Source organism: Arthrobacter sp. Y3221159 (genome assembly GCF_059089885.1).
Genome location: NZ_JBNHFC010000008.1, coordinates 21,135 through 43,683, shown reverse-complemented (window position 1 = coordinate 43,683; position 22,549 = coordinate 21,135). Strand labels below are relative to the sequence as shown.

At 66.8% G+C, this 22,549-nt stretch carries 19 protein-coding genes; 15 read left to right on the top strand and 4 right to left on the bottom strand.

Annotated elements, in window-relative coordinates; genetic code table 11:
* Window positions 1–63: 63 nt before the first annotated feature.
* The 4 genes from thiL to rsmD are packed head-to-tail and all read left to right on the top strand — an operon-like array spanning window position 64 to window position 5,042.
* On the top strand, window positions 64–1,101 hold the full coding sequence (gene thiL, locus AC5RT3_RS09895; RefSeq protein ID WP_494051334.1) for a thiamine-phosphate kinase: 1,038 nt from the start codon (window positions 64–66) through the stop codon (window positions 1,099–1,101).
* A gap of 22 nt (window positions 1,102–1,123) precedes the next feature.
* Entirely contained in the window at window positions 1,124–2,110 is a 987-nt protein-coding gene (locus tag AC5RT3_RS09890; protein ID WP_494051333.1) for a DAK2 domain-containing protein, read from the top strand.
* Window positions 2,100–4,373, top strand: coding sequence for an ATP-dependent DNA helicase RecG (locus AC5RT3_RS09885; RefSeq protein WP_494124054.1), 2,274 nt, complete (start codon window positions 2,100–2,102; stop codon window positions 4,371–4,373). Before AC5RT3_RS09890 ends, AC5RT3_RS09885 begins: the two co-directional genes overlap by 11 nt.
* 12 nt (window positions 4,374–4,385) lie before the next feature.
* The gene (gene rsmD, locus AC5RT3_RS09880) at window positions 4,386–5,042 is read left to right on the top strand and encodes a 16S rRNA (guanine(966)-N(2))-methyltransferase RsmD (RefSeq protein WP_494008983.1); all 657 of its coding nucleotides are present in this window, start codon (window positions 4,386–4,388) and stop codon (window positions 5,040–5,042) included.
* Between the two features lie 3 nt (window positions 5,043–5,045).
* Here rsmD and AC5RT3_RS09875 read toward each other — a convergent pair whose 3' ends face one another.
* On the bottom strand, window positions 5,046–5,834 hold the full coding sequence (locus tag AC5RT3_RS09875) for a spermidine synthase (protein WP_494050690.1): 789 nt from the start codon (window positions 5,832–5,834) through the stop codon (window positions 5,046–5,048).
* A complete protein-coding gene (locus AC5RT3_RS09870; RefSeq protein ID WP_494124053.1) occupies window positions 5,834–7,057 on the bottom strand; it encodes an aminotransferase class I/II-fold pyridoxal phosphate-dependent enzyme in 1,224 nt (407 codons plus the stop codon). The genes AC5RT3_RS09875 and AC5RT3_RS09870 overlap by 1 nt, the downstream gene beginning before the upstream one ends.
* Window positions 7,058–7,100: 43 nt before the next feature.
* Between AC5RT3_RS09870 and coaD the strand changes: the two genes are divergently transcribed.
* The 7 genes from coaD to ftsY all read left to right on the top strand — a co-directional run bounded on the left by coaD (window position 7,101) and on the right by ftsY (window position 15,216).
* A complete protein-coding gene (gene coaD / locus AC5RT3_RS09865; RefSeq protein WP_494008560.1) occupies window positions 7,101–7,601 on the top strand; it encodes a pantetheine-phosphate adenylyltransferase in 501 nt (166 codons plus the stop codon).
* Window positions 7,602–7,724: 123 nt separating this feature from the next.
* Window positions 7,725–8,249: a YceD family protein gene (locus tag AC5RT3_RS09860; RefSeq protein WP_494124052.1), complete on the top strand. Its 525-nt coding sequence runs from the start codon at window positions 7,725–7,727 to the stop codon at window positions 8,247–8,249.
* A gap of 36 nt (window positions 8,250–8,285) precedes the next feature.
* A complete protein-coding gene (rpmF, locus tag AC5RT3_RS09855; RefSeq protein ID WP_009356569.1) occupies window positions 8,286–8,489 on the top strand; it encodes a 50S ribosomal protein L32 in 204 nt (67 codons plus the stop codon).
* Window positions 8,490–8,510: 21 nt separating this feature from the next.
* Window positions 8,511–9,239: a ribonuclease III gene (gene rnc / locus AC5RT3_RS09850; RefSeq protein ID WP_494050687.1), complete on the top strand. Its 729-nt coding sequence runs from the start codon at window positions 8,511–8,513 to the stop codon at window positions 9,237–9,239.
* Between the two features lie 3 nt (window positions 9,240–9,242).
* Entirely contained in the window at window positions 9,243–10,214 is a 972-nt protein-coding gene (gene mutM, locus AC5RT3_RS09845; protein ID WP_494124051.1) for a bifunctional DNA-formamidopyrimidine glycosylase/DNA-(apurinic or apyrimidinic site) lyase, read from the top strand.
* Between the two features lie 128 nt (window positions 10,215–10,342).
* Window positions 10,343–13,927, top strand: a complete 3,585-nt coding sequence (gene smc, locus AC5RT3_RS09840) for a chromosome segregation protein SMC (protein ID WP_494051331.1) — start codon at window positions 10,343–10,345, stop codon at window positions 13,925–13,927.
* Between the two features lie 80 nt (window positions 13,928–14,007).
* Window positions 14,008–15,216, top strand: a complete 1,209-nt coding sequence (gene ftsY / locus AC5RT3_RS09835; protein WP_494050685.1) for a signal recognition particle-docking protein FtsY — start codon at window positions 14,008–14,010, stop codon at window positions 15,214–15,216.
* 55 nt (window positions 15,217–15,271) lie between these two features.
* On the opposite strand, the gene AC5RT3_RS09830 is transcribed toward ftsY, so the two are convergent.
* Window positions 15,272–16,513, bottom strand: coding sequence for an MFS transporter (locus AC5RT3_RS09830; RefSeq protein ID WP_494124050.1), 1,242 nt, complete (start codon window positions 16,511–16,513; stop codon window positions 15,272–15,274).
* A gap of 226 nt (window positions 16,514–16,739) precedes the next feature.
* Between AC5RT3_RS09830 and AC5RT3_RS09825 the strand changes: the two genes are divergently transcribed.
* Entirely contained in the window at window positions 16,740–18,104 is a 1,365-nt protein-coding gene (locus AC5RT3_RS09825) for an ammonium transporter (protein ID WP_494050683.1), read from the top strand.
* Entirely contained in the window at window positions 18,101–18,439 is a 339-nt protein-coding gene (locus AC5RT3_RS09820) for a P-II family nitrogen regulator (RefSeq protein ID WP_255768384.1), read from the top strand. Before AC5RT3_RS09825 ends, AC5RT3_RS09820 begins: the two co-directional genes overlap by 4 nt.
* Before the next feature lie 138 nt (window positions 18,440–18,577).
* Here AC5RT3_RS09820 and AC5RT3_RS09815 read toward each other — a convergent pair whose 3' ends face one another.
* Complete coding sequence (locus tag AC5RT3_RS09815; protein WP_494008553.1) at window positions 18,578–19,981, bottom strand: glucose-6-phosphate dehydrogenase; 1,404 nt, start codon at window positions 19,979–19,981, stop codon at window positions 18,578–18,580.
* Window positions 19,982–20,065: 84 nt separating this feature from the next.
* On the opposite strand from AC5RT3_RS09815, the gene ffh reads away from it, so the two are divergent.
* Together ffh and AC5RT3_RS09805 are read left to right on the top strand one after the other, a co-directional pair.
* Window positions 20,066–21,649 (top strand): signal recognition particle protein, encoded by a 1,584-nt coding sequence (gene ffh / locus AC5RT3_RS09810; protein WP_494008552.1) that lies wholly within the window; start codon window positions 20,066–20,068, stop codon window positions 21,647–21,649.
* A gap of 115 nt (window positions 21,650–21,764) precedes the next feature.
* A complete protein-coding gene (locus AC5RT3_RS09805) occupies window positions 21,765–22,499 on the top strand; it encodes an alpha/beta hydrolase (RefSeq protein ID WP_494008551.1) in 735 nt (244 codons plus the stop codon).
* Window positions 22,500–22,549: the final 50 nt, after the last annotated feature.

Sequence of the window (22,549 nt, the reverse complement as noted above, 5' to 3'; positions counted from 1 at the left end):
AACAGTGAATCCATTCCCGCCGGCGGGAGCAGCGCCGGTCCTGTACCTCCGGACTCCTTTATCCTGGAGCCCGGCAGCCCGGAACGGCAGCCGGTCGTGGCCGGACTGTCCGAGGCCGAACTGCTGGCCAGGATCTTTCCCAGGCTTGCCATGGACAACCGGCACACCGAGGCCACACTCCTTGGCCCGGGGGATGACGCGGCGGTGCTTGCCGTACCCGACGGACGAACCGTCATCAGCATCGATACCCAGGTCGAGGACCAGGATTTCCGCCTTGCCTGGGCCAACGGCTACCGCACCACCGGCTACGACGTGGGGTGGAAGGCAGCAGCGCAGAACCTCAGCGACATCAACGCCATGGGGGCAACCGCAACATCCATGGTGGTAAGCCTTACGCTGCCGCCGGACACCCCGGTCAGCTGGGTTGAGGACCTGGCGGACGGGCTCACCGCGGGGATCCGGGAACTCGGTGCAGGCCGCTGCTCGGTTGCCGGAGGCGACCTGGGCCGGGGGCGGGAAATCTCCGTTACGGTGGCCGTCCTGGGAACGCTCGACGGCGGCGCCGCGGTCCTGCGTTCCGGTGCGCGGCCCGGCGATGTCCTGGCGCTGGCAGGCACGGCAGGCCACGCTGCTGCGGGCCTCGCGCTGCTCGAATCGGAGGTACCCGTGGACCGTATCAGCCCGGAACAGCGGGTGTTCCTCGATTTGCAATGCCGGCCGCGGCCTCCACTGTCGGCCGGTCCTGCTGCCAGGACTGCCGGGGCCAGCGCCATGCTGGACGTTTCGGACGGACTGGTCCGCGATGGCAGCCGGCTGGCGGTTGCCAGCCAGGTGGCTGTTGACCTCGACCCAAAGCAACTGGTGCGGCTGGCATCCGTCCTGCAGCCGGCCGCAGAGCTGCTCGGAGTCGATGCCAAGGAATGGATCCTCAGCGGCGGGGAGGACCACGGGCTGCTTGCCACATTCCCGTCCGGCATTCAGCTGCCTCCCGGATTCACTGCGATAGGCTCGGTACAAGCACTGGGAATCAACGAGGTTCCGGGCGTCAGGATTGCGGGCCGGTCCGCGGACACCGGGGGATGGGATCACTTTGCACACTAAGGTTGCCGCCAACGCGCAAGCGATGAAGAGGTGGCTGGGTAAGGCTGAAACTGCCCTGGGCAACCACAGCGACCGCCTGAACGCCATCAATATTTTCCCCGTGGCAGACGGGGACACCGGCACCAACCTGTACCTGACCGTCCGGGCAGCAGCGCACTCCCTCGCCGCCGGCGCGGACCAGCCGGCGCAGATGGACGTTGGTGCCGTCCTGTCCACCGCAGGGCAGGCTGCCCTTGAAGAGGCAAGGGGCAATTCCGGGACGCTGTTCTCCGTATTCCTTTGCGCCGCGGCAGAGCCGCTGGAGGGCCACACCCGGCTGACCTCCACCCTTCTGGCTGCGGCCCTGAACCGGGCCCAGATCCGCGCCTGGTCCGCCTTGAGCGACCCCGTGCCGGGCACCATGCTCTCCGTCATGGAAGCCGCGGCGCGCGCAGCGGCTGCAGTCGACGCCGGGCAGAACGGAGATGACAGCAACCATGCCCTGGGCCTGGCCCTGGATGCCGCCGTTGAGGGGGCGCTCGCAGCGGTTATCCAGACGGAGGACCAGCTCGATGCCCTGACCACCGCGCACGTTGTGGATGCCGGCGGCGTCGGCATGCTCCTGATCCTTGACTGCCTCCGCTCCGCGGTCATGGGAGTGGAGCTGCAGAGCGAACTTCTGGACGGCCTTCACGGCTACGACGTCGCGGACCCCCACATCCATGCCGACATGCCGGACGACGACGGCGTGGAGGTCATGTGCACCATCAGCCTGTCCCCGCTGAACGCCGCCACCCTCCGGCAGCGACTGGACGAAATCGGGGAATCCGTCATCATGAGCCAGGTGGGCAGCGGCGCCGACGCGGGCGGGAACTACCGCTGGCGGGTCCACGTCCACGTGCCGAATCCGGATCCTGCCGTCGCCATCATCCGGTCCCTCGGCGAACCCTCGCAGATCAGCATCAGTGAACTCGCGCTGCCGAGGGACCCCGACGCCGACGCAGTCAACACCGCCGGGCATGAACGCTGAGCTGGACCTGGCCCTGGAACGGCGCATCGGCAAACGTTCCGCCGCCGTCATCGAAAAGCACCTGGGCATCACCACGGTCGAGGAGCTGCTGAACTACTTTCCACGCCGCTACCTGACCCGCGGCGAACTGACGCCCATCAGCGACATTCCGCTCGATGAGGACGTCACCCTGATCGCACGGGTGCTCTCCAGCAGTACCCGGACCATGCGCGCCCGGAAGGGAACCATCACCGACGTCGTCATTTCCGACGACGACGGCCAGTCCGGGCTGCGCGTTGTGGGCGGCACCGACTACCGGGGGAAAGTCCCGGGTACGCTCAAGATCAGCTTTTTCAACGGTTACCGGGCCAAGGCTGAACTGCTGCCGGGCAGGAGGGCCCTGTTCTCGGGCAAGGTCACCAGCTTCAAGGGATCCCTGGGCCTGACTAACCCCGACTACCACGTCCTGGACGAGGAGCCGTTTTCCACCGGCGGGCAGGACGCCGGCAAGCTGGCCGCCATGCCCATCCCCGTCTATCCCGCAACGGCAAAGCTTCCGAGCTGGAAGATCCAGAAGGTGGTCGCCGCCTTGCTGGAGACAGCGGACCTCGCCTCACTGCCGGACCCCGTTCCACCGGCCGTGGCTGAAAGGGAGGGCTTCCTGCCCCTCCACCAGGCGTACCGGCTGATCCATGCACCCGAATCGGCCGCGGACTGGAAGCAGGCGCGGGAGCGGCTCCGGTACCAGGAAGCGCTGGTCCTGCAGGCGGCGCTGGCCCGGCGCAGGGCCCAGCTGGCGTCGGAGGAGGCCACCGCGCGGCGGCCCCGTCCTGACGGGGTACGCGCAGCGTTCGACCGCAGCCTCCCCTTCACCCTGACCGACGGCCAGGCCGCTGTGGGCAAGACGCTGGCTGGCGAGCTGGCCAGCGATGTCCCCATGAACCGGTTGCTTCAGGGTGAGGTGGGATCCGGCAAGACGGTGGTGGCGCTGCGTGCCATGCTGCAGGTGGTCGACGCCGGGGGACAGGCGGCCCTCCTGGCCCCCACCGAAGTGCTTGCCGCGCAGCATTATGATTCCATCCGCCGCACCCTTGGCCCGCTGTCCAGGGATGGCCTGCTGGGCGGCCTGGGCGGCGGGGACGACGCATCCGTACAGGTCACCCTGCTCACGGGGTCCATGCCGACGGCCGCCCGCAGGCAGGCAATGCTGGACGCCGCGTCCGGAACGGCCGGGATCGTCATCGGCACCCACGCCCTGCTCAGCGATAATGTGTCCTTCTACGACCTCGGCCTGATCGTGGTGGACGAGCAGCACCGGTTCGGCGTCGAGCAGCGCGACGCACTCCGCGCCAAAGCCCGGAAACCGCCGCACCTGCTGGTCATGACTGCCACTCCGATTCCCCGAACGGTGGCCATGACCGTCTTCGGGGACCTGGAAACGTCCACCCTTGACGAACTGCCCAAGGGCCGGGCGCCCATCACCACGCACCTGGTGGGCCTCGCGGAAAACCCTGCGTGGGCCGGCCGGATCTGGGCCCGCGCGCGCGAGGAGGTCGACGCCGGCCACCAGGTCTACGTCGTCTGTCCCAAGATCGGCACCGACGACGACGGCGACTTCAGCCCCGGAGAGGCGGAACCACCTGGCCTCGACACGGAGGAAAGCCAGCGGGAACTCGCCTCGGTGACAGGCGTCGTCGAACACCTGCAGGGTGAACCCTCCCTGTCAGGGGTGCCGTTGGCTCCGCTGCACGGCCGCCAGGACCCCGAGCTGAAATCGGCAACGATGGCCGGGTTCGTGGACAACACCGTCAAACTGCTGGTCTCAACCACCGTGATCGAGGTGGGCGTGGACGTCCACAATGCAACGCTGATGGTCATCCTCGATGCCGACCGGTTCGGCATCTCCCAGCTGCACCAGCTCCGCGGCCGGGTGGGCCGCGGAGGCCTGCCCGGCACCTGCCTGCTGGTCACGGCACTCGAGCCCGGCCATCCCAGCCGGCGGAGGCTGGAAGCGGTGGCCGCGACAACCGACGGCTTCGTCCTGTCACAGGAGGACCTGAAGCTCCGCCGTGAAGGTGACATCCTGGGAGCTTCCCAGTCCGGCGGGCGTTCCACCCTGAAGCTGCTGCGTGTCCTGGAGCACGAGGACGTCATCGCACGCGCCCGGGAGGACGCGCAGGACATTGTGGCCGCGGACCCCTTCCTGTCCCGCCACCCTGAACTGGCGGATGCCATCGAGAAGTACCTCAACCCGGAGAAGGAGGCGTTCCTTGAACGCGGATAACAGGGGAGCCGGATACGCCGGTGGAGCAAGGAGGCCAGAATGAGCCGGATCATAGCCGGTGCCGCCGGCGGCACCCCGCTGTCAGCGGTTCCCGGCTCCTTGACCCGCCCCACCACGGACCGCGTCAAGGAAGCACTGTTTTCCCGCCTTGACGCTTTCGACGTCATATCCGGCTCCCGGGTGCTGGACCTTTACGCAGGCTCCGGTTCGCTGGGAATCGAAAGCGGCAGCCGGGGCGCCCAGGCCGTGGACCTGGTGGAATCCGAGGCCAAGGCAAGCGCCGTCTGCCAGCGGAACGCGGACCTCCTCAACGGGGTCCTGGGGCGCAAAGCGGTAACGGTGCACCGGTCCAAGGTTGAGCCGTTCCTGGACCGTGCCGCGCCGTCCGCAAGCTGGGACCTGGTTTTCCTGGACCCGCCGTATCCCCTTGAGGAGGTGGCGTTGTCCGCTGTGCTGGAGAAACTGGCCCCGCATCTCGCGCCGGCGGCGGTGGTGGTGGTGGAACGCTCATCCCGTTCCCCGGAGCCTGGATGGCCCGGCAGTTTGGCGCGGTTCGCGGAAAAGAAATACGGCGAAACCAGGCTGTGGTTTGCCGAGCCGTATGTGCCGGACGCGATTGCCGGCGAGGACATTCCCGAGGCGGCAGAGTCGGAGGGGCAAACCCAATAGGCGTTAGCCCGCCAGGGGGTCGAGGTCCACTCCGGCCAACACCCTGGCGGGGTGGGGGCCACGGGCCACAAGTTCCAAGGACCATTCCCTTGGCCATGGCATCTGCGTGCCTGCCAGGATGATGTTGCCCGGGTACCGGCCCTCGAACATGCCCGCTTCGGCGACGGCAGCGACGTCGGCCATCGCCTGCCGCATTGCGGTTACCTGGCTGCGCACCAGCGTCAGTCCCGGCTCGTCACCGACGTTGACCACCAGCACACCCTCCGGGCCCAGCTTCTCCCGCGCTTCACGGTAAAAGCCCGCGCAGGCAAGATGGGTGGGGGCTTCGGGCCCGGAAAAAATGTCGAGGATGATGACGTCGAAGGTAAGCCCAGGGTCCAGTTCCCCCAGGGCGTCCCTGGCATCCCCGGTGATGGTGTGAAGGTCCGTTCCGTCCGGAAGCGGAAGCTGACGCAGGACAAAATCGAGCAGTTCCCGCTCCAGTTCCACCGCATATTGCACTGACCCGGGCCGGGTGGCCTGGATGTAGCGGGCCAGCGTCAGCGCTCCGGCGCCCAGGTGCAACGCCCGGATCGGCTCTCCCGGAGGGGCTGAAAGGTCCACCAGGTGCCCGATCCTGCGGAGGTACTCGTAGAAAATCTCTTCCGGGTGGCCAAGGTTGACGTGGGACTGCTCGGCGCCGCCAATGCTCAACACATAGCTGCCCGTTGTGAAACTGTCCGGATGAATGGCGGCGTGCTGGCCCGTGCTGCGCAGGAACCTGGTGGCATGGCCGGTGTTCTCGGCGGACATCAGAGCTTTTCGCCCAGGGTGGCCAGCCTTCCGGCTGCTTCCTCAAGCACGGCGGTCTTCTTGCAGAAGGCAAACCGGAGCAGGCCGCGCGTCCGTTCCGCTCCTTCCGGGTGGCAGAACACCGGGACCGGTATGGCCGCCACGCCCACCAGGGCAGGCAGCCGCCTGGCAAGGTCCACCGAGTCCGTGATGCCCAGGGGGGCTGTGTCCACGTTGACGAAGTAGGTGCCCTGCGGGGAGAAGACCTCAAAGCCGGCGGCGCGCAGCCCGGCACTAAGAATGTCCCGCTTGTGCTCCAGCTCAGCGGCGATGCCCGTGTAAAAGGCATCCGGCAGGGCCAGGCCGGCGGCAATGGCCGCCTGGAAGGGCGTCCCGGAACTGTACGTAAGGAATTGCTTCACGGTCCGCGCTGCCGCCACCAGGTCTGCCGGCCCGGAAAGCCAGCCCACTTTCCAGCCGGTGAGCGAAAAGGTCTTTCCGGCCGAGGAGATGGTGATGGTCCGCTCTGCTGCCCCCGGAAGGCCGGCGACCGGGATGTGGCTGACGCCGAACGTCAGGTGCTCATAAACCTCGTCCGTGATGATGATGCTGTCGTACTTCCGGGCCAGCTCCACAATCCGCTGCAGGACGCTCCGTGGGAAGACGGCCCCGGTGGGATTGTGGGGATTGTTGAGCAGCACAACCCGGGTCCGTTCACTGAACGCTGCTTCGAGGGCGGCCATGTCCGGGAGGAAGTCCGGCGCCACGAGCGGTGCGGTCACATGGGTGGCACCCGCGAGGCCAATCACCGCACCGTAAGAATCGTAAAAGGGTTCGAGGGTGAGCACTTCGTCACCGGGGCCGGCAAAGGCCAGGAGGGACGCCGCGATGCCTTCGGTGGCTCCGGTGGTGACAAGCACCTCTGTTTCGGGGTCCGGCGCCAGGCCGTAGAAGCGCTCCTGGTGGGCTGCCACAGCTTCCCGCAACAGCGGGATTCCCTTGCCCGGGGCGTACTGGTTTGCTCCTGAACTGATGGCAGCGCGTGCCGCCTCGCGGATTTCCAGCGGCCCGTCCTCGTCCGGAAAGCCCTGGCCCAGGTTGATTGCGCCCGTCCGGACCGCCAAGCCGGTCATTTCCTCGAAGATCGTTACGCCCAGGCCGCCGTCGGGCGCCAGGAGATTGGCGCCGAGGGCCGTGCGCTGCCATGGGGCAGGAGCTGGGGAATGTTCCCGTCGAGGATGCATCCAGTCATGTTATCCCGGGCTTTTAATGGGGTAGGTTCGGAGCATGAGACGAGCTGTCTGCCCAGGATCCTTCGACCCCATCCACAACGGCCATCTTGAGGTTATTGCGCGGGCGGCCGGGCTCTTTGACGAAGTCATCGTGGCCATCTCCACGAATTACGCCAAGAAGTACAGGTTCACCCTGGACGAGAGGCTGGAGATGGCCCGGGAAACCCTGGCCTCGCTCAAAGGGATCGTTGTTGAGCCGGTGGGGGAGGGTTTGCTGGCCGAGTACTGCCGCCAGCGTGGTGTTTCCGCGATCGTGAAGGGGCTAAGGTCGTCCTCCGATTTCGACTATGAGCTGCCCATGGCCACCATGAACCGCCAGCTCAGCGGTGTGGAGACCGTGTTCCTGCCCGCCGAGGCCCACTATGTCCACCTGTCATCCACCCTTATCAAGGAAGTGGCCGGCCTGGGCGGCAACGTGTCCGACTATGTGCCCAGATCGGTGCAGCGGCGGATGCTTGCTGGCGAGCCTGCGCAGGATCAACAGCCCAGGCGGTAGGCTAGTCCGGTACTTCCAGCCCGCCGGCACCCCGGTTTGAGTCCCCGGGATTCTTCAGGCTAAAATAGTACGTCGGTCATATGTTCAACAGGAGTTCTCATTAAAAGAGATGCTGGTTCGCCCTTGGTGTTCGATGTCAAGGATCTCGGTCGCAGCCCGGGAAGCATGCGGACGCTGAAGGAACATGTACCCGCACCAAGTGATCTTGGTGTGCCGCTCATTGGTGTTCAGGAAGGCTCGGATGTCGAGCTGGATCTGAGGCTTGAGGCCGTACACGAAGGAATTCTGGTATCAGGAACCGCCCTCACCGAAGTATCTGGTGAATGCGGCCGATGCCTGGATCCCCTTGCGTATGACCTGGAGGTCAATGTGCAAGAACTTTTCTTCTACGAAGGCGCTCAGCTTTCGGACGAAGAAGATGATGAAGAGCAACGTCGAGTCGAGCACGATCTAATCGATCTTGAACCGGTGTTGCGGGACGCGGTTGTTACCATGCTGCCGTTCCAGCCGGTGTGCCGGGAAGACTGCCAGGGCCTTTGCTCCGAATGCGGAGTTCGCCTGGAAGACGAGCCGGGGCACCACCACGAGGTCATTGATCCTCGCTGGGCTGCCCTAGCTGATATGGCTAAGCCTGACCGGCAAAATTGATTTGTACGTGTTTGTCTAGAGAGAAATGAGTTAGCCGTGGCTGTTCCCAAGCGGAAAATGTCTCGCTCGAATACCCGCGCCCGCCGCTCGCAGTGGAAGGCGACCGCCCCCCACCTGGTGAAGACCGTTGAGAACGGCCAGGTTACTTACAGCCTGCCGCACCAGGCGAAGGTCGTTACCGACTCTGCTGGCACTGCGCTGTTCCTTGAGTACAAGGGCCGCAAGGTCGCTGACGTCTAATCGGCCACTCAGGCTGACCAGATGTCTTCAATTGAAGAGCTTCTGAAGCGTCTCGGTGTCACTATTGACGCCGGGACGCTTCGTCTTGCGCTGACACACCGTTCCTACGCCTACGAGAACGGCGGCATTCCCACAAATGAACGGCTCGAATTCCTGGGTGACTCCATCCTGGGATTCTCCGTGACGGATGCCCTCTACCGGGACAACCCGGACCTTCCTGAAGGGGACCTGGCAAAGCGGCGGTCCGCAGTGGTGAGTACCCGCGCCCTGGCAAATATCGGGCGCAGCCTCGGCATCGGCGACTACATCTACCTTGGACAGGGCGAAAAGCTCACCGAAGGCAAAAACAAGGCGTCAATCCTGGCCGACACCATGGAAGCGCTGATCGGTGCCACGTACGTGTCCAATGACATCGAGACCGCCCGCCAGCTGGTCATGCGGCTGATCGGTCCGCTGCTGAAGGACGCTGCCGTACTGGGCGCCGGTACCGACTGGAAGACCAGCATCCAGGAGCTTGCGGCAAGCCGGCAGCTGGGAACCATCCACTACGCTGTGGACGGTGCCGGCCCGGACCATGCCCGCACCTTCACGGCTGTCCTGAACATTGGCGGGACGGCCTATGGCAAGGGCGCCGGCCACTCGAAGAAGGAAGCGGAGCAGGAAGCCGCCGCCGATGCCTGGCGTCTCCTCTCCGGAGCCAAATCCACCGACGCGTCCGGCACGTCAGCTGGTTCCGTAGCAGCGAAGTAGCGCATGCCCGAACTGCCCGAGGTGGAAGTGGTGCGCCGCGGCCTGGTGAGCTGGGTCCGCGGCCGTACCATCGAAGCCGTCGACGTCCTGGACCCGCGTTCCATCCGCCGCCATGCCCTGGGAACCGAAGATTTCATCGGCAATCTTGAGGGTGCCCTGGTGGCGGACGTCGTGCGCCGGGGCAAGTTCCTGTGGATGCCGCTGCTGGACAGCTCGCGTCTCAAAGGCGGGCAAACGCCTGGAAGCGGTGACATCCCGGCGGTGGCGCTGATGGCGCATCTTGGCATGAGCGGCCAGCTCCTGATGCAGGACCGGGACGTGCCGGACGAAAAGCACCTCAAGGTCCGCTTCCGGCTCAGCAGCTGTGACGGCATGCCGTCACAGCTGCGTTTCGTAGACCAGCGGATTTTCGGCGGACTGTTCGTCACGGCGATGGTCCCCACGGACGACGGCGGTCCAGGCGGTCTTGCCGAGTCCCCCCTTGCACTGATTGCGGAAGAGGCAGCGCACATTGCCAGGGATCCGCTGGACCCGGCCTTCTCCTTCGATCTTTTCTACCGCCGCCTGCGCAAGCGTAGAACCGGGCTCAAGCGGGCGCTGCTGGACCAGGGCTTGGTCTCCGGTATCGGCAATATCTACGCTGACGAAGCCCTGTGGGCTGCGCGGCTGCACTATGCCCGGCCCACGGACACCCTGCGGAGGGCCGAGGCCGAAAGAGTCGTGGAAAGTGCCCGCACGGTCATGCTCGAAGCCCTTGCTGCCGGCGGAACCAGCTTCGACTCCCTCTACGTCAACGTCAACGGTGCGTCCGGCTACTTCGACCGGTCATTGAACGCCTACGGCCGCGAAGGGGAGCCGTGCAAGCGGTGCGCCGCGGCAGGAATCCATGCCACCATCCGCCGGGAGCAGTTCATGAACCGCTCATCCCACACCTGCCCGGTCTGCCAGCCCCGCCCGCGCAACGGACGCTGGTAACTGACTGCACCCGGGACTGACTGCGGTATCCACAAGACAACCGCGGGAATCCGGGACTTTGGCCCCGAACCCAGTAAATTTGGGTGTGCCAAGCAGCAGCTGCAGCCACCGAGGAGATCCGAAACGCCTTGCACCTCAAAAGCCTCACCGTCCGGGGGTTCAAGTCCTTTGCGTCCGCAACCACCTTCGACTTTGAGCCGGGGGTCACTGCGGTAGTCGGCCCCAACGGTTCCGGCAAGTCCAACGTGGTGGACGCCCTGGCCTGGGTCATGGGGGAGCAGGGCGCCAAGACCCTTCGCGGCGGCAAGATGGAGGACGTCATCTTTGCCGGCACGGCGGGCCGGCCTCCCCTGGGCCGGGCACACGTGTCCCTCACTATCGACAATTCCGACGGCGCCCTGCCCATCGAATACAGCGAAGTCACCATTTCCCGCACGCTCTTTAGGACCGGCGGGTCTGAGTACGCCATCAACGGGGCATCGTGCCGCCTGCTGGATATCCAGGAGTTGCTCTCCGATTCTGGGCTCGGCCGGGAAATGCATGTGATTGTGGGCCAGGGGCAGCTGGACCGGGTCCTGCACGCCACACCGGAGGACCGGCGTGGTTTCATCGAGGAGGCCGCCGGCATCCTCAAGCACCGGCGCCGCAAGGAGCGGACCGTCCGCAAGCTGGAAGCGATGCAGGCGAACCTCCAGCGCCTCACGGACCTGACCGCCGAACTCCGGCGCCAGCTCACACCGCTCGGCAAGCAGGCCGAGGTGGCCCGGCGCGCCCAGCGCGTCCAGTTCGACGTCCGCGACGCACGGGCCCGCCTTCTGGCCGACGACCTGGTCCAGCTGCAGCTCGCCCTGGAACAGGACGTCGCGGACGAAGCCGCCCTCAAGGCACGGCGGGGCGTCGTTGAACAGGAGCTGGAGGCCGGCCGGCGACAGCAGGCAGCACTGGAGCAGCTGGCAGCAGAAGCCACGCCGAGGCTCAACGCAGCCAGGGACACCTGGTACCAGTTGTCCGCGGCCCGGGAGCGGCTCCGCTCGCTCGGGTCACTGGCCCGCGAACGCAGCCGCCTGCTCGGCTCAGCTGATGCCGCGCCCGCCTCCGGCCGGGACCCGGAACAGCTGGAACGGCAGGCTGCCCGGGTGCGGGAGGAACTGGCCGAACTCGAGCGGACGATTGTGGACCGGCGGAGTGCGCTGGAAGCGGCCACGTCGGCAAAAGCCGGGGCCGAGCAGGCCGCCGCCGCGGAAGACCAGCGGCTCACGGCCCAGCTGCGTGCCGCAGCTGACCGGCGGGAGGGCCTGGCCCGGCTGGCCGGGCAGGTGGCGGCAGCCAGGTCGCGGGTGGAATCCGCACAGGCCGAACTCGGCAGGTTGCGGGAATCGCTCGCGGCCGGGGTGGAACGCCGTGCCCGCGCCCAGGAAGAGTTCACCGCGCTGGAAAACCAGGTGGCGGGAGTTGAAGAGGGCGAGGAATCGCTCGACGCCGACTATGAGGACGCCAGTGCCGCGCTGGAGGCTGTCCTTGAAAACATTGCCCGCCTCAAGTCCGAGGTCAATGAGGGCATCCGCAAGCGTGATGCCCTTACGGCGCGCAGGGATGCGCTCAAGCTGGGCCTGGACCGCAAGGATGGTGCACGGCACATCCTGCAGTCCGGCGTCGCCGGCGTCGAAGGCAGTGTCGCCGGGGAACTGGCGGTGGAGCCGGGATACGAGACCGCCATCGCGGCGGCTCTCGGGGAGGCCTCCGATGCTGTGCTGGTGCGGGACGCCGAAACCGCGGCCACCGTCCTGCAGCTGCTCAAGGACGACGACGCCGGCCGCGCCTCCCTGCTGCTCCAGTCCGCTGCCGAAGCCGGGGAGGGCAGGAGCGCGGACAGCCTGCCTGCCGGAGCCCAGTGGGCCGGCGACTTGATTGACGGCAGTGGCCCCAGCCTAAGCGTGGCCAGGCATATGCTGTCCGCGACTGCGATTGTCGAAGATGTCTCAGCGGCAATTGCACTGGCATCCCGCTGGCCGCAGATCACTGCCGTGACCCGGGCCGGTGACATCCTCACCTCCGTCTCTGCCACGGGAGGCTCAGCCAAGGCGCCGTCGCTGCTGGAGGTCCAGGCCGCCGTCGACGACGCCGCAAGGCAGCTTTCGGCCGTGACGGCGGCCATCGAGCAGAACAGGTTCGCCCTGGCCCGCGCCGAAGCGCGGCGCGCCGAAGCACAGGAACGGGCCGACGCCGCCCTCGACCGGCTGCACGAGTCGGATGCCCGGCTTGCCGCCGTCGCGGAACGGCTGGGCCACCTAAACTCCGTCCTCCGCAGCGCCGCCGGCGAAAGCGACCGGCTTGCCGCGTCGCTCGCCAGGGCCGAGGCCAACGTTGCGGCGGAACAGGAAGCACTCACGGCCGTCGCCGCCCGCCTTGCCGCGGCCCAGGAGGCACCGGTGGAGCAGGAACCGTCCACCGAACACCGTGACGTCCTCGCCCGGGAGGCATCCGCCGCCCGGGCCGCCGAGGTGGAGGCGAGGCTGGCGCTGCGCAGCGCCGAAGAGCAGCTGTCCGCCACCCGGAACCGCGTCGCATCGCTGGAACGCGCGGCTGCCACCGAGCGCCGAGCCCGGGAGGAGGCAGCCGAACGCGCCAGGCGCAGGCGCGTCCAGGCCCGGCGGGCAGCGGCAGTCGTGGCCGCAGTCGAGGCCGCGCTCCGCCACGTGGATGTTTCCGTCGCAATTGCCGCAACTGAACGGGACCGCGCCGAAGAGAACCGTGAGCTGCGCGAGCAGGGCCTGAAGGACGTCAGGAGTACCAATGATGCGCTGGCCCGGGAACTCGCCGAGCTTACTGACAACGTGCACCGCGACGAGCTGGCCCGCGCCCGGCAGCGTGCACAGATCGAGGCGCTGGAAACCCGCTCGGTGGATGAACTCGGCATCACTCCGGACGCCCTGGTCAGCGACTACGGACCGCACGTGCCTGTGCCGGTTCCTGCAGAGGAGAGCGGGGACAAATGGGCTGCCCTGCGCGCCCCGGTGGACGCCGCCGGGGAAGAGATCCGGGAAGGAAAACCTTTCGACCGGTTAGAGCAGGAAAAGCGGCTCAGGAAAGCCGAACGCGACCTCGCCAGCCTGGGCAAGGTAAACCCGCTGGCACTCGAGGAATTCGCTGCCCTGGAGGAACGCCACCAGTTCCTCAGCACCCAGCTTGAGGACCTGAAGGCAAGCCGCAAGGACCTGCTGGACATCATCAAGGAAGTGGACCTTCGCGTCCAGCGCGTCTTCACCGAGGCGTTCGAGGACACCTCGGCGCAGTTCGTCAGGGTCTTCGAACGGCTCTTTCCCGGCGGCGAGGGACGGCTGGTCCTCACCGACCCTTCGGACATGCTCACCACCGGCATCGACGTCGAGGCGCGACCGGCAGGCAAGAAGATCAAGCGGCTGTCACTGCTCTCCGGCGGAGAACGGTCCCTCACCGCCGTTGCCCTGCTGGTGGCGATCTTCAAGGCCCGCCCCTCACCCTTCTACGTGATGGACGAAGTGGAGGCCGCCCTTGACGACACCAACCTGGGCAGGCTCATCACCATCTTCGAGGAACTCCGGGAGTCCAGCCAGCTCATTGTCATCACCCACCAGAAGCGCACCATGGAGGTCGCTGATGCCCTGTACGGCGTCACCATGCGGGGCGACGGCGTCTCCACCGTCATCAGCCAGCGGCTGGGGGCCGACGCGTAGCGCGGTCCGGGCCTCGTCGCGGCAGGCCAGTCGCCGCGGAGCCGCCAAGGGCGCCCGCTTCCTTGTGAGAAGCTAGGGGAGTGAATGACATCCTTCCCATTATTCTGTCCATTGTTGCTGCCCTGGCGGTTATCGGCGGGCTGATTCCTGTCCTGCTGAAGACTCGGAAGAACATCACCCAGTACCCGGGCACCCGTGATGCAAACGACCCCGAAGTGCAGTCCGGCGGCAGCACCCTCGTCGATGAACGCCCGGCGCCGGCGGTGGACCGGAAGGCGCCGGCCGGGGTCGACGTCGAGGACCTGGACACCACCACGGTTCCCGATGATGCGGCCGGGCTGGAAGTCATCCCGGTGGAAACCCCGCTGCCCGTCGCCGGCCGCCTGGTCCGCCTGCGGGAGCGGCTTGTCCGCTCCAACAACATCATGGGCAAAGGCCTGCTGGCCCTGCTTTCCAGCGACAAGATCGACGAGAACGTCTGGGACGAGGTCGAGGAAACGCTGCTGCTGGCAGACCTTGGCACCGAACCCACCATGCAGCTCGTGGACGCCCTGCGCGAGCGGGTCAAGGTGCTGGGCACCCGGACACCTGAGCAGGTCAAGGCGCTGCTGCGGGAAGAACTCATCAAACTCGTGGACCCCACGATGGACCGGAGCCTCAACGTCCAGCGGCACGCCGACAAGCCAGCCGTCATGATGGTGGTGGGCGTCAACGGCGTGGGCAAGACCACCACGGTAGGCAAGCTCGCCCGCGTGCTGGTCGCCGAAGACAAGGATGTCCTGCTGGGAGCCGCGGACACCTTCCGCGCCGCTGCCGCCGAGCAGCTGGCAACCTGGGGCCAGCGGGTGGGGGTTCCCACGGTGAAGTCGGACATCGACGGCGCCGACCCGGCCTCCGTTGCCTATGAGGCTGTCAAGGCCGGCATCGACCAGGAAGTCGACGTGGTCATGATCGATACCGCGGGGCGGCTCCAGAACAAGGTGGGCCTCATGGACGAGCTCGGCAAGGTCAAGCGCGTGGTGGAAAAGCTTGCCGAGGTGGACGAGGTCCTGCTGGTCCTGGATGCAACCACCGGCCAGAACGGCCTGAACCAGGCGCGGGTCTTCTCGGAGGTGGTCAACATCACCGGCATCGTCCTGACCAAGCTGGACGGAACGGCCAAGGGCGGGATCGTCGTCGCCATCCAGAAGAGCCTTGGCGTTCCCGTGAAGCTGATCGGCCTGGGTGAAGGGGCGGACGACCTCGCCCCGTTTGAAGCCGAGAGCTTCGTTGACGCGCTTCTGAACTAGGGCGTCCGGAGCCGGAACCCGGTCCTTTACCAGGCCGGGTGCCGGCTCCCGGCTTTTAACGCTTCGCCTGCCGCAGCGTTTCGCGGGTTGCCAGCCAAGTGCAGGCCGCCACCAGCATGATGCCGCCGGTGGCGCCGAAGGCCCAGCCGAAGCCCAGCCGGTCAGCCAGCACTCCGGCCAGGACCGGGCCCGCGATCGCACCGACGTCGGATGCCATCTGGTAGACCGCCAGCACCTTGCCGCCGGAGCGCCCGTTGCCGATCACGTCCGCAACGGCAGCCTGCTGTGCGGGGCCGAACAGACCCGACCCGATCCCGGCCAGCGCCGAGGCGGCCAGGAACCACCACAGGTCCTGGGTGAAGCCGATGCCCGCGGTGGCCAGGCCCGCCACGAGCAGGCCCCAGATCATCATCGGCTTGCGCCCCAGTGTGTCGGCCAGGCGCCCCGAGAAGGTCAGGGCCAGCGCATTTCCACCGGCGAAGACAGCCAGGGCCAGGCCCGCAGCTTCCGGTCCGGAACCAAAGGCAGCAGCCGCAAACAGCGGAACCGTGGCCATCCGCACCCCAAACGTCGCCCACCCGTTGGCAAAGCTGGAAAACAGCGCCGACCGGTAGGCCCCAGTAGCCAGGGCTTCGCCGAACTGCATGTCCGGGGCCTTCGTCCGCCCATCCGTTGATCCGCGGCGCTGGTGGCTCAGCTGGGTTTGGACCACGACGGCGGCCACCACCAGGGCGGCGGCATAGGCCAGGAACGGGATGCGGAGGCCGAACCCGGCCAGCAGGCCGCCCACGATGGGCCCGCAGACGTTGCCGACCAGGAACGCGGATGCGTAAGCCCCTGATACCCGGCCGCGGCTCTCCGGCGGGGCCAGGCGCACCACCAGCGCCATGGAGGCGACGGTGAACATGACCGATCCGGCACCGCCCAGGCCGCGGAAGAGCAGCAACTGCCAATAGTTCCCGGCGAAGGCGCATGCTGCCGTGGAGGCCGCCACGATCAGCAGCCCCGCCACGTAGACCGGCCGTTCACCCAGCCGGCCGATCAGCGTGCCCCCCGCCGGCGCAAAGACCAGCCGCATGAAGGCGAAGATGGCCACGATCACCGCAGCCTCGGTGTTTCCCACCCCGAAGGTTGTGGCGAACTGCGGCAATACGGGCGCAACAAGCCCGAATCCAAGCGCGATCAGGAACGCCGCAACCAGCATCACCTTGATATCGCGCGGGAGCTTGTCCCTTCCTGGCCGAAGCCGGGCCAGGATCCGTGATGTGGCACCGCTGACGCGGGGTGCTGCAGTCATGAAGCGAAGTTCCTTGCACAGTGGGTGGCCGGGATGCGGCTGGGGTGGTGAAACACAACCGTAACAACCCGGATATGCACCATTTACTTCCTAGAGGTTCTTGTAACAGACCGGCAATCTAAATCCTCTCGGGGCGAAACACGCCGCCGACACACTTTTTACAGGACGCAAACGGCGTTGGCAGGCGGAGAACTCCGCAACATTCGGATGAGAGAGGACGTGCACCATGGAACTTACCGCAGGTCACGTATGGCTCATGGTGGCGGCAGCGCTCGTGCTGCTCATGACACCGGGTCTGGCATTTTTCTACGGCGGCATGACCCGCGCCAAGGCAGCACTGAACATGATGATGATGAGCTTCATCTCCATCGGCATCGTGAGCGTTGTGTGGGTCCTGTGGGGCTACTCCATGACGGGCGGTGACGGTTTCCTCCAGATCGTCGGGAACCCGTTCGCGAACTTCGGCCTCGAGGGAGTCAACACGGCGGATTCGCCCGACGGCCTCATCCTTGTCGGCTACGGGGCAACCTTCGCCATCATCACCGTGGCCCTGATCAGCGGCGCGATCGCCGACCGCGCTAAGTTCGGCGCCTGGAGCGTCTTCGTGCCGGTCTGGGTCACGCTGGTGTACTGCCCCCTTGCCTACATGGTGTGGGGTGGCGGCCTCTTCGGTGAGGAAGGCGCCATCGGCCAGGCGCTCGGCCCGGCCATCGACTTCGCAGGCGGAACCGTGGTCCACATCAACGCCGGCGTGGCGGCCCTGATCCTGGTCCTCATCATCGGCAACCGCAAGGGCTTCGGCAAGGACCCCAACCACCGCCCGCACAACATCCCGTTCGTCATGCTCGGCGCTGCGATCCTGTGGTTCGGCTGGTTCGGGTTCAACGGCGGCCTCGCCTCTTCCGCAGAACAGGGCGGCCTGATCTGGGTCAACACTCTCGCCGCTCCCGCCGCCGCAATGCTGGGCTGGCTCGTCACCGAGCGCATCCGTGACGGACACCCCACTTCACTCGGTGCCGCCTCCGGCGTGGTTGCCGGCCTGGTTGCCATTACCCCGGCCTGCGCCAACGTCAGCCCCGTGGGTGCCCTCGGCCTCGGCGTCGTGGCCGGTGTGGCGTCAGCCCTCGCGGTCGGCCTGAAGTTCCGCTGGGGCTTCGATGACTCGCTCGATGTCGTCGGCGTGCACCTCGTGTCCGGCATCATCGGCACTGTGGCCCTGGGCTTCATCGCACTTCCCACCGACGGTGTGGGCGGCGGCCTCTTCTACGGCGGCGGCATGACCCAGATGTGGGCCCAGCTCGCAGCCGCCGGCATCGCCATCGCCTACTCGGCAATCCTGACGCTCATCATCGCCCTTGCCATCCACAAGACCATGGGCTTCCGGGTCTCGCAGGAACAGGAAACCGTGGGCGTGGACCTCAGCCTGCACGCCGAAACGGCGTACGAGTTCGGTGTGGGCGGCCACGGCGGATCCTTCCAGCCGCTGCATGACATGATCACGGGCAAGGGCCAGCAGGATTCCGCGGCCCAGCCGGCAAAGGCTGCACAGCAGAACGAATCAGCAACAGGTAAGGAAAGCGTGGGGGCATGAAACTGATCACTGCAATCGTCAGGCCGGAAAAGCTCGAAGCAATCCGGGAAGGACTGGAAGCCTACGGCGTACAGGGCCTGACGGTCAGCGCGGCCAGCGGTTACGGCCGGCAGCGCGGCTACACGGAGGTCTACCGCGGAGCGGAGTACAACGTGGACCTCCTGCCCAAGATCCGGGTGGAGGTGCTGGCCACGGACGAGCAGGCGGACGACATCCTGGACGTGATCATCGCCAGCTCCAACACCGGCCGCGCCGGGGACGGCAAGGTCTGGACAGTGGACGTCTTCGAAGCAGTCCGGGTCCGGACGGGCGAACGCGGAGTAGCCGCAATCTAGGGCAGGGCGGTCAGTAAGCAGCAGGCGGGCGGCATACCGGAAGGTATCCCGCCCGCCTTTGCTGTGCCGGGAAGCTGCTGTGCCGGGAAGCTGCTGTGCCGGGAGGCACGCAGGGGCAGGTCCCGGACGGCCTGCGGCCTACCCGCGGCGTCCGGTGGTGGGCCAGGCGGTTGGGCCGGCCGAACCGGCGTCGTACTCCTCCAGCAGCAACGCGTCCTGCTGCCACGCCGTGAGCACCGGTTCAACAATCCGCCAGCATTCCTCTGCCGTGTCGCCCCGGACCGAGAGCAGCGGATCACCGGCCAGGACCCCTTCGAGGACTTCCCCGTAGGGGAGCAGGTCCGAGGCGCTGAGTTCGGTTTCGAGGGTCGCCCGGCTGAGGCTGAAAATATCGCCCGGGCCGTTCACGTCCACGTCGAACTGCAGGGTGTCGGGGCCGAACCCAATCCGCAGCTGGTTGGGGGAGTCGACACCCGTGAAGCCCGCGGGAAGGTGCGGTACCGGCCGGAACGTGACAATTGCCTCCTTCCGTTTGGCACCCAGGGCCTTGCCCGAACGGAGGATGAAGGGAACATCCTTCCACCGCCAGTTGTCGATCCCGACCTCGATCTCGGCGAGCGTTTCGGTCCCGCGCTTCGGGTCCACGCCCTCTTCCCTGGCATAGTCGGGGACGTTCTTCCCCGCCACAGTTCCGGCCGTGTAGCGTGCCCGCCGGGTGCAGGCGGCCAAAGGGGTGTTGACGCTGCTGGCACGCAGGACCGCGGAGATGGCGTCCCGCAGGTCGCGCTCGCGGATGGTGGCGGGAGGTTCGATGGCCATCAGTGCCATGATCTGCAGGAGGTGGCTCTGGATCATGTCCCGGAGGGCGCCGGCGCCGTCGTAGTAGCGGGCGCGCCCCTCCAGGGCGAGGTCCTCATCGAAGATGATTTCCACCTTTTCGACGTGGTGCCGGTTCCAGACCGGCTCCAGGAAGTTGTTCGCGAAGCGCAGCCCCAGGATGTTCAGCACGGTGGCCTTGCCGAGGAAATGGTCCACGCGGTGGATATGGTCCTCGGGGACGAGCCGCACCAGGGTTTGGTTGAGGGAGCGTGCGGACTCCTCGCTTGAACCGAACGGCTTCTCCATCACCAGCCGGGTCCCGGTCGGAACGTCCTCCGGCCGCAGGGATTCGCAGGCAAGCTGGCTGATCTTCGGAGGGAGTGCGAAGTACACTGCCACCGGTCCCTCGAGGCTGTTCAGTAACGCCGCAAGGGCACCACCGGCGGTGACATCCAGCTGGTGGTAGACGGTCTCCTTTTCCAGCGACTTCAGAGCATCCCGGCCGTCGGCCCCGGCAGCCTCGGCCGCCGCAGTGGAGGATGACTGCACGCGTTCCCGCCACTGCTCCGGCGTCCAGGGGTCCGACCCTGCCCCGACAAGCCGGAGCCCGGCCCCGCGTCCCCTTGCCACCAGGCGCGCCAGGCCGGGAAGGAGCAGCCGGCCGGTCAGATCCCCCGAGGCGCCGAGGATGAGCAGGGTTTTTACAGTTGTTTGGCTCGTCATTTTGCCAGCATGCCATCTGCCGGGCCCGACTTGGTACCCTAGATAGTCGAGTCCCGATCATCTCCTGAAAGAAGTACGCGGCGCGTGTTCAATTCTCTGTCTGACCGGTTGACAGCAACCTTCAAGAATCTCCGCGGCAAGGGCCGCCTCACTGAGGCGGACGTCGATGCCACAGTCCGTGAGATCCGCCGTGCCCTCCTGGACGCGGACGTTGCCGTTCCCGTGGTGCGTGAATTCACCGGCCGGGTCCGCGAACGCGCCCTCGGCGCCGAGGTGTCGGCAGCGCTGAACCCGAGCCAGCAGATCGTCAAGATCGTCAACGAGGAACTGCAGGAGATCCTGGGCGGCGAGACCCGGCGCATCCGCCTCGCCAAGAGCGGCCCCACCATCATCATGCTGGCCGGCCTCCAGGGCGCCGGTAAGACCACCCTCGCCGGCAAGCTCTCCAAGTGGCTCAAGGCCCAGGGCCACAGCCCCATCCTGGTGGCCTGCGACCTCCAGCGCCCCAACGCCGTCACCCAGTTGCAGGTGGTGGGCGAGCGGGCCAAGGTACCCGTCTTCGCTCCGCACCCGGGTGCCACCTCCACCGAACTCGACCGGCCCGCGGGCGATCCCGTGGAAGTGGCCCGCGCCGGCGTCGAGGAAGCCCGCCAGAAGCTGCACGACGTCGTCATCGTCGACACCGCCGGTCGGCTCGGCGTCGACGCCGACATGATGGAGCAGGCGCGCCAGATCCGCCGCGCCATCGTGCCGAACGAAGTGCTGTTCGTCATCGACTCCATGATCGGCCAGGACGCGGTGAACACGGCGCTCGCCTTCGACGAGGGCGTGAACTTCACCGGCATCGTCCTGTCCAAGCTCGACGGCGACGCCCGCGGCGGTGCCGCGCTTTCCGTCGCGTCGGTCACCGGCAAGCCGGTCATGTTCGCCTCCACGGGTGAAGGACTGGACGACTTCGAGCTGTTCCATCCGGACCGGATGGCCTCGCGCATCCTGGACATGGGCGATGTCCTCACGCTCATCGAGCAGGCCGAGAAGTCCTGGGACAAGGAAGAAGCTGCCCGGATGGCGAAGAAATTCGCCGACCAGGAAGACTTCACCCTGGAGGACTTCCTCGCCCAGATGCAGCAGATCCGCAACATGGGATCGATGAAGAAAATGCTCATGATGATGCCGGGTGCCCAGAACATCCGCCAGCAGCTGGAGCAGTTCGACGAGCGCGAGATCGACCGCGTGGAAGCGATCGTCCGCTCCATGACACCGCACGAGCGCCTGGCCCCCAAGATCATCAACGGCTCGCGCCGCGCCCGTATCGCCCGCGGTTCCGGTGTCCACGTTTCCGAGGTCAACGGCCTGCTGGAGCGCTTTGCCCAGGCCCAGAAGATGATGAAGAAGATGGCCCAGGGTGGCATGCCGGGGATGCCGGGCATGCCTGGTCTTCCCGGCGCCGGCGGCGGGGCGCGGAAGAACGCCAAGAGCGCGCCGAAGAAGAAGGCAAAGTCCGGCAATCCGGCCAAGGCCGCCCAGGAGCGGAAGGAAGCCGAGGCACGCCGGGCTAACGCCGCCAAGGCGCTCCCGACCGGCGCTGCCTTCGGCCAGCAGTCCGGCGACTTCGACCCGTCCCAGTTGAACCTGCCCAAGGGCTTCGACAAGTTCCTCGGCAAGTAGGGGCTTCCGCCGGGCTGACCAGCAGGGGATACTCCCGCAACGCCCTGCCGGGCGCCGAATGCTGGTCGCTGGGGCGGTTCCCGGGGAAGTCTGTGCCGTGGAATAGGGTTGGGACATGTTCAAGCAGAGGGTAGTGTTCGTGCACGGCGCCGGAAGTTACGGTGCCGCAGCATGGCCGCGCCAGCATGGCATGGCACTGTCCTACGACGCTCTGTTCCTGCGCCGCCACGGTTTCGATCCGGTCGCCGAACCGGTGGAGTCCTCGTTCGCCGCGGATACCGCCATCGTGTTGCGGTCGCTCGCTGATGATGGGCGCGGCGCCGCCGGCGGCCACGTCGTGGCCCACGCCCAGGGTGCCATCGCGGCCATGATGGCTGCCGTGGAACGGCCCGATCTCGTCTATTCGCTGACCCTCGTGGAACCGGCATGCCTGTCGCTGACGGCGGAACTGCCGGCCACGGCCGCCCACATCGGCCTCATGCAGCCCTTGTTCGAGGTCCGGCACCAGCTCAGCGACGAAGACTTCCAGCGCGAGTTCGTGCGGCGGGTCTATGCCACCGACCTGCAGGAACCGGCCACCGCGGAGGAGAAGCGGTCCGCCCGGCGACTGCGGCTGCAGGCGCCCTCCTGGGAGGCGCCGCTGCACATTGTTCCCGGGGTCCCCACCCTGGTCCTGACCGGCGGATGGGAACCCCTGTATGAGGAAATTGCCGGCTACCTCCGCGAAACCGGAGCCGTGCACCGCACCGCTGCCGGCGGGCACCGGCCGCATGATTCCCCCGACGGCGACCGGGCCGTCCGGTCCTTTATCAGCGACATCAGCAGGGCCCGGTCCGCCCGCGCGTCCTGACGGACCGCCCGGGCTTCCCCTCCGTCCGGCCGGCCCCCAATTGCCAGCCG